This window comes from Actinomadura sp. CNU-125, assembly GCF_001942465.1.
In the GTDB taxonomy this organism is placed as follows: Bacteria; Actinomycetota; Actinomycetes; order Streptosporangiales; family Streptosporangiaceae; genus Spirillospora.
On record NZ_MKJY01000320.1, the window covers coordinates 1 to 5,331 of the forward strand.

Consider the following 5,331-nt stretch of genomic DNA (forward strand, 5'->3'; position numbering starts at 1 on the left):
GCGGCTGCGCGCGGACGTCGGACGGTGCGGGCGGGCGGTCGCGGCGGCAGCGGGTCGGCGGGCCCGGCTGCGGGCGCGGCTGCTGCCGCCGTCCACGCTGGACGAGGCGCGCGGGACGCTGCGCTCGGCCGGGGACCGGGTGGCGGCGCTGGCGGCCCGGCCGGACGGCCCGGTCGCGCGGCTCCGGGCGCTCGCCCGCGCGCCCGGCGCGGATAGCCGGGCCCGGGAAGGCCGAACCCGGGCGGCGGGGCCGCCCGGGTTCCGGGGTCTCTGCGGCGCCGGAGCCCGGCGCCGGGAGATCAGCGGTCTCGCGACCGCCGATCGGCCGGGTTCAGAGGTCGCCTTCGGTGCGGCGGCGCCAGCGTTCCTCCATGCGTTCCATGAAGGTGCCCTTCGGACGCCCCTGCCGGTTCGGGCGTCCCTGCCGCCCTTGCCCTCCCTGGCGTCCCTGACGTCCCTGGCGGCTCGGCCGCGCGGGTTCCTCGCCGATGCCGGTCATCCGTTTCCAGCTCGTGAGGGCCCACAGGGTGGAGGCCAGCATCAGCAGGAAACCGGCCACGCTGATCGCGATGGTGGCCGCTCCCGCATTGATCACGAGGCCGGCCATCAGCACACCGACGCCGACGACGAACCCGACGGCGGACTTGACGATCCGCCGCTTGTAATGGACCTGCGGGTTGGTCGAGCGGACCGCGTGCGCGAATTTCGGATCCTCGGCGTACAGCTGCTGCTCGATCTGTTCGAGCATGCGCTGCTCGTGCTCAGACAGCGGCACGGCGCCTCCCAACGACAGCCCCGCGACGGGGTATCCGATGCAGGACGGGAACGTCAACGGTGATATGCCCAGAATACGAGCACTGGCGGGCGGACGAAAGCGAACGGCCCGTCGTACGGGGCTGTTCGGACACTTCACCGTGTTCTTTCATCGTCTCCCGTCACCACCGTCACGTCCGTCTCCGCCGTCGGCACGCCGGACGAGCGCGGCGGGGCGGACCGCGCCGCGGCCGAACCGGTGTGCGACCTGGTCCATGGCTCGCTCGGCCTCACGCCATCCGCTCTCCGGTTCGTCGAGGGCGAGCTGACGGGGGGCCTCGCCGGCGGGGCTCAGGTTCTCGACCCGCACCCCGACCAGACGGAGACGTACCCGTTCCAGGCCCGACCCCTCATAGAGCTCGCACGCTGTGATGTAGATCACACGAGCGAGGTCGGTGGGTTCGGTGAGGGTGCGCGCACGGGTGATCGTCTTGAAGTTCGCCATCCGCAGTTTGACGCTCACGGTGCGCCCCGCGTGCCCGCCCGCGCGCAATCTTTCGCCGACCCGCTCGGCGAGCCGCAGCAGCTCGCGGCGGATCACCTCGGGATCGTCGACGTCGGTCTCGAACGTCTCCTCGGCGCCGATGCTCTTGTCGGGCGTGTGCGCGACGACGTCGCGGGGGTCGCGGCCCCACGCCAGCTCGTGCAGATGGGCGCCCAGCGCGTTGCCCAGCTCCCGCTGGAGGGTCGCGACGGGGACCTGCGCGAGCTGCCCGACCGTGCGCAGCCCGAGACGGGCCAGCGCCTGCTCGGTCCGCTCCCCCACGCCCCACAGGGACGCGACGGGCAGCGGGTGCAGGAACTCGACGACGCCGTCGGCGGGCACGACGAGCAGCCCGTCGGGCTTGCACCGGGTCGACGCGAGCTTGGCGACGAACTTGGTGCTCGCCACCCCCACCGAACACGTGATGCCCTGCTGGGCGCGGACCTGCTCGCGGATGCTCCGGGCGATCTCCGCGGGCCGTCCGAGCCGCCGCACCGCGCCCGCGACGTCCAGGAACGCCTCGTCCAGCGACAGCGGCTCGACGAGCGGGGTGATCGACCGGAACAGCTCGAACACCGACGCCGACACCCGGGAGTACTTGCCGTGGCTCACCGGCAGGACGACCGCGTGCGGGCACAGCCGCCGCGCCCGCGTCATCGGCATCGCCGAGTGGACGCCGTACTCGCGGGCCTCGTAGGACGCCGCCGACACGACCCCGCGCGCGCCCGCACCGCCCACGATCACCGGGCGGCCGCGCAGCTCGGGGCGGTCCAGCAGCTCGACGCTGACGAAGAACGCGTCCATGTCGACGTGCAGGACGGCGCAGCCGGTGTCGTCGGCGGGCGGGCCCGGCTGCGGGCCCGGCCGGTGAAGCTGCTGCTTACGGCTCACGGGACGACTTCACGGGAGGATTTCACCGGACCGCCCCCTCAGGCGGCCGGCTTGTCGGCGACGAGGTGGAGCTGTGCGGCGAGGTCGCGCAGGACGGGGTGGACCGCGGCGACGGACTCCAGCGCGAGCAGCGCCTCGGCGGAGTCGCCCTCGCCGTCGGAGTTCCCGCCCGGCACCAGGTCGGCGAAGATCCGCACGCCGTGCAGCTCGGCGACCCGCAGGCCCGCGTCGACCGCGAGCCCGGTCAGCGTCTCGCGGGTGAACCGGCGGGCCGTCCGGTCGCCGTCGCCCCACCGCCCGGACTCGTCGGTCAGCACGCGCAGCGCGTCGTCGACGTTCCCGCCGACCGCGCGCGACAGCGCGGCGGCGAGCCGCCCGGCCGTCAGCAGGCTGACCGCCCCGCCGGGACGGACGGTCGCGGTGAGCGCCGCCATCGTCGCCGCGGGGTCGTCGACGTACTCCAGCACGCTGTGGCACAGCACGAGGTCGGCGTGCCCGGGCCGAGCAGGTCGGGCAGGTCGACGGCGTCGCCCTGGACGGCCCGGACCCGCACCCCCGCCTCGGCGGCGCGGCGTTCGAGGGCGGCGAGCGCGTCGGGGCTGGCGTCGACGACGGTGACCCGGTGGCCGAGTTCGGCGAGCGGCACCGCGAACCCGCCGGTGCCGCCGCCCACGTCCACGACCTCGCTCGGCCCGGCCTCCGGGGCGGTCCGCGCCAGCACCGAGCGCACCGCCTCCCACAGGAGGGCGCCCGGCACGCGGCCGCCGCCCCGTGTCCGCTTCAGTTGCCGGCCGGCCACGGCCGCTCCCCTAACGTCGCTCATCGCACTCCACCCTAGCCGTCCGCGGGCTCGCGGGCCCCGGGAAGGCGCGCCCCCGGCGGCCCCGCTCAGATCGCCAGGGAGGGCTTGAGCTGCTGCAGGCGCGACAGCAGCCCGTTGACGAACCGGGGGGACTCGTCCGTGGACAGCTCGGTGGCCAGCCCGACCGCCTCGCTGACCGCCACGCCGTCCGGGACGTCGTCGACCCACAGCAGCTCGAACACGCCCATCCGCAGGATGTTGCGGTCGACGACCGGCATCCGTTCCAGGGTCCATCCGGTGGCGTAGGTGGCGAGCAGCTCGTCGATCCGTTCGAGCCGTTCCTGGACGCCCTCGATCAGCCGCACGGCGTGCGGGTACTCCGCCAGCTCGTCCTGGTTGGGACGGCCGCGGGCGGCCAGCACCGCCGTCGGCCGCTCCTCGCGGAGTTCGGCCGCGAACAGGATGTCCAGCGCCAGTTTCCGCGCCTTGGTGCGCGCGCTCATGTGTCTCGCTCTCGCTCCGCTCGCCGGCGGACGTCAGCCGCGGCCGAGGTAGTCGCCCGAGCGGGTGTCGACCTTGACCTTCTCGCCGGTGGTGATGAACAGGGGGACCTGGATGGTGGCGCCGGTCTCCAGGGTGGCGGGCTTGCTGCCGCCGGTGGAGCGGTCGCCCTGCAGTCCGGGCTCGGTCTCGGTGATCTCCAGCACGACGGCGGCGGGCAGCTCGACGTACAGGGGGTTCTCGTTGTTGAACGCGATCACGGCGTTCTGCTCGGGGAGCAGGTAGTCGGCGGCGGAGCCCACGACGGTGGCCGGGATCTGGGGCTGCTCGTAGGTCTCGGTGTCCATGAAGACGAAGTCGTCGCCCTCGCGGTAGAGGTACTGCATCTCGCGCTTGTCGACGCTGGCCACCTCGACCTTGGTGCCGGCGTTGAAGGTCTTGTCGACGACCTTGCCGGACAGCACGTTCTTGATCTTGGTGCGGACGAACGCGCCGCCCTTGCCGGGCTTGACGTGCTGGAATTCCTGGACGGTCCACAGCTGGCCGTCGAGGTTCAGCGTCATGCCGTTCTTCAGGTCGTTCGTCGTCGCCACGTGTCGTTCTCCCGGTCGCGGACCCGCCCGCGGGCTCGTCGTCGTCAGAGGACGAGCAGGTCCTTGGTCGTTGTCGTGAGGAGCTCCGGGCCGTCCGCGCGGACCACGAACGTGTCCTCGATGCGGACCCCGCCACGGCCCGCGAGGTAGACCCCCGGCTCTGCGGTGATCGGAACTCGATCCACCAGCTTACCGGTCTCGTCGTACCCCATGAGCGGCGCCTCGTGGATCTCCAGGCCCACTCCGTGCCCGAGGCCGTGGGTGAAGTCGTCCTTGTGCCCGCCCGCCGCGACGACGTCGCGGGCCGCGGCGTCCACGGCCTTGGTCTCGGCGCCGGGCCGGGCGGCGTCGATCCCGGCGCGCTGGGCGCGGTGCACGAGGTCGTACAGGTCGCGCTGCCAGCCGGCGGGCTCGCCGATCGCGACGGTGCGGGTCATGTCGGCGTGGTAGCCGCCGTAGAGGGCGCCGAAGTCCATGGTGACCAGGTCGCCGCGCTCGAACTCGCCGGGGGCCGGGACGGTGGTGCGGGACGGCCCGTTCGGGCCGGACGCGACGATCGAGGCGAACGCGGGGCCCTCGGCGCCGAGGTCGACCATGGCGCGTTCGAGGGCGATGGCGATCTCGCGTTCGGTGCGGCCGGGCCCGATCGCGGGGAGCACGGCGTCGAAGGCGCGGCAGGTGATCGCGCACGCCTCGCGCAGGAGGTCGATCTCCTCCTCGTCCTTGACGCGCCGCAGGTCCTCGACGAGGCGGCCGCCCAGCGGGACGAGCTCGATCCCGGCGGCGCGGGCCTGCTCGTCCAGCGCGGCGTGCTGCTCGACGGTGAGGGCGTGGGTCTCGAAGCCGAGCCGGGCGTGCCCGTCCGCGGCGGCCCGCGCGACGAGCGCGGCGGCCGTCTTGCGCTCGCGGAGCAGCGGCAGCTCGGGCGCGATGCGCTCGGCCGTCCCGGCGTACCGGTTGTCGGTGGCCAGCACGGCGGGCGCGCCGGACGGGACGAGCAGCGCCGCGTTGGAGCTGGCGAGCCCGGTCAGGTAGCGGACGTTGACCGGCCGGGTGACCAGCATCGCGTCCGCGTCGTGCGCGGCGGCGAGCCCGGCCAGGCGGCGGCGACGTCCGGTGTGCGTCTCCCCCATGGGGAGGACTTTAGAGCATCGCCAAACATGAAGAAGCCTCGACTTCGCCGTCCGGCGCCGCTAGCGTGAGCGCCCGCGTGATCTTCCGTCCCCCCGCTCTGGATCTTCCCCCCA

At 73.7% G+C, this 5,331-nt stretch carries 7 protein-coding genes; all 7 read right to left on the reverse strand.

Translation table 11 applies throughout. From position 1 onward, the window contains the following. Positions 1–331: 331 nt before the first annotated feature. The 7 genes from BJF79_RS30735 to BJF79_RS30760 all read right to left on the reverse strand — a co-directional run bounded on the left by BJF79_RS30735 (position 332) and on the right by BJF79_RS30760 (position 5,217). A complete protein-coding gene (locus BJF79_RS30735; RefSeq protein WP_075902670.1) occupies positions 332–775 on the reverse strand; it encodes a DUF3040 domain-containing protein in 444 nt (147 codons plus the stop codon). A gap of 147 nt (positions 776–922) precedes the next feature. Then, complete coding sequence (locus tag BJF79_RS30740; protein WP_075902672.1) at positions 923–2,188, reverse strand: DNA polymerase IV; 1,266 nt, start codon at positions 2,186–2,188, stop codon at positions 923–925. A gap of 38 nt (positions 2,189–2,226) precedes the next feature. Further along, positions 2,227–2,670, reverse strand: a complete 444-nt coding sequence (locus tag BJF79_RS65920; RefSeq protein WP_410050161.1) for a hypothetical protein — start codon at positions 2,668–2,670, stop codon at positions 2,227–2,229. Next, complete coding sequence (locus BJF79_RS65925; protein WP_316043475.1) at positions 2,571–2,987, reverse strand: class I SAM-dependent methyltransferase; 417 nt, start codon at positions 2,985–2,987, stop codon at positions 2,571–2,573. The genes BJF79_RS65920 and BJF79_RS65925 overlap by 100 nt, the downstream gene beginning before the upstream one ends. Positions 2,988–3,076: 89 nt before the next feature. Continuing rightward, the gene (gene nusB, locus BJF79_RS30750; RefSeq protein WP_075902674.1) at positions 3,077–3,493 is read right to left on the reverse strand and encodes a transcription antitermination factor NusB; all 417 of its coding nucleotides are present in this window, start codon (positions 3,491–3,493) and stop codon (positions 3,077–3,079) included. Between the two features lie 33 nt (positions 3,494–3,526). Then, positions 3,527–4,084: an elongation factor P gene (gene efp, locus BJF79_RS30755; protein ID WP_075902676.1), complete on the reverse strand. Its 558-nt coding sequence runs from the start codon at positions 4,082–4,084 to the stop codon at positions 3,527–3,529. Positions 4,085–4,128: 44 nt separating this feature from the next. Then, positions 4,129–5,217 (reverse strand): M24 family metallopeptidase, encoded by a 1,089-nt coding sequence (locus tag BJF79_RS30760; RefSeq protein WP_075902679.1) that lies wholly within the window; start codon positions 5,215–5,217, stop codon positions 4,129–4,131. Between the last annotated feature and the right edge of the window lie 114 nt (positions 5,218–5,331).

What these genes read in the sequence shown, in the direction of transcription:
- nusB (WP_075902674.1), bottom strand. Translation starts at nt 3,493, where the DNA reads ATGAGCGCGCGCACCAAGGCGCGGAAACTGGCGCTGGACATCCTGTTC.
- BJF79_RS30760 (WP_075902679.1), bottom strand. Translation starts at nt 5,217, where the DNA reads ATGGGGGAGACGCACACCGGACGTCGCCGCCGCCTGGCCGGGCTCGCC.